Origin of the sequence: Paracoccus sp. FO-3 (genome assembly GCF_006386455.1) — a bacterium.
Classification (GTDB): domain Bacteria; phylum Pseudomonadota; class Alphaproteobacteria; order Rhodobacterales; family Rhodobacteraceae; genus Paracoccus; species Paracoccus versutus.
Map to the genome: position 1 here is coordinate 1 of NZ_VCBQ01000271.1, position 1,219 is coordinate 1,219.

The window sequence follows — 1,219 nt, forward strand, 5'->3', positions numbered from 1 at the left end:
CAGCCAGAAAAATTTGCAACAGAGCCCGCACCGGTTCGGTGATCAGCTTGTTGTCCGGCGGCAGCAGCTTGTCGATCTTGCGCCGTCCTGTTCCGGCCCTTTCGGCCGGGATTTCGCGTCCGATGGTGATCGGGATCAGCCCCAGTTCCTCGGCGGCAGCACATTGCGCGTCCGAGGCGTTCTGCACCCCGAAGACCTGCAGATCGCGCCTGCGCAGTTGCTCCACCAGGGCGCGGAGGCCGTCGATATCAGTCAGCCCGGGCACCATCCCCAAGTCGAGGATCAGCGGGGCATCCAGAAGAAGCTGGGGCGCGCGCCGCAATTGTTCGTCAAGGGCATCGTAGAAAGCAGTGTCGATCGCTTCGCTATCCACCCGCAGGGCAATCGCGGTGATGAAGCGTCCGCGGATCTGAAAAGGCTGCGCCGCAACCGAAGCGCGCGCGCCCCGGCCGTTTGCTTTGTTGGTCCGCACCTGGATCGTGCTCCTGCTCTCGTCTCTGGGTGCGATTCGACTGCGCCCTTGTTTTCGAATCTCGTAGACCCATTCGGCAGGGCTGCGCATCGTGGAATTTCGCGGACAAACGGATTGAGCGATTTCCCGCTAACACTCCCCTGCGGGCACGGAGACATTCCGCTCATACGGGTATTGCAGGCTCATCTGCATCTTGACGTTGCACCATTTGGCAATGTCGTGATGGCATTCCTTCGGTTGCTCCCCCGCGCGCAACAAGGGCAGCGCGATCTGCACCAACATGCGGACAATCAAACGCATGGATCTGGAGAGCGCGGCCCTCAACGCCCTGGAGCACCATCTGATGGACCCCGAGATGGTAGAAGCCTTTTGCCTAGCCTACGCCGAGGAGCGGAACCGGTTGCAGGCGGTAGCCATGGCCGGGCGGAGCCGGCTCGAGAAGGAGCTGGCCGGTGTGACGCGTGATCATAGCAAGCTTGTCGACGCGATCGTGGCCGGCATTCCGGCAGAGCAGGTGCGCGACCGGATGATCGCGCTCGATTCGCGTCGCAAGGAGCTGGAGGCGGAAATCGCCACGTCCGCAGCACCGGAGCCGGTGCGGTTTCATTCGTCGATGGCGCGCACCTACCGAGAGCGTGTTGGCGCGCTGATCCGCGGGCTAGGCGATGCCGAGGGGATGGAGGGGGCGAAGGAAGCGGTGAGGGGGCTCGTAGAGCGAATGGCTCTGTTGCAAATTTTTCTGGCTGC

2 pseudogenes are annotated in these 1,219 nt (G+C 62.8%); one reads left to right on the plus strand and one right to left on the minus strand.

Features of this window, described 5'->3' with window-relative positions:
* Nucleotides 1-472: pseudogene (locus FE811_RS26910) on the minus strand (septum site-determining protein MinC); the annotation flags it as partial.
* A 298-nt stretch (nt 473-770) separates the two neighbouring features.
* Between FE811_RS26910 and FE811_RS26915 the strand changes: the two are divergent.
* Nucleotides 771-1,219: pseudogene (locus tag FE811_RS26915) on the plus strand (recombinase family protein); the annotation flags it as partial.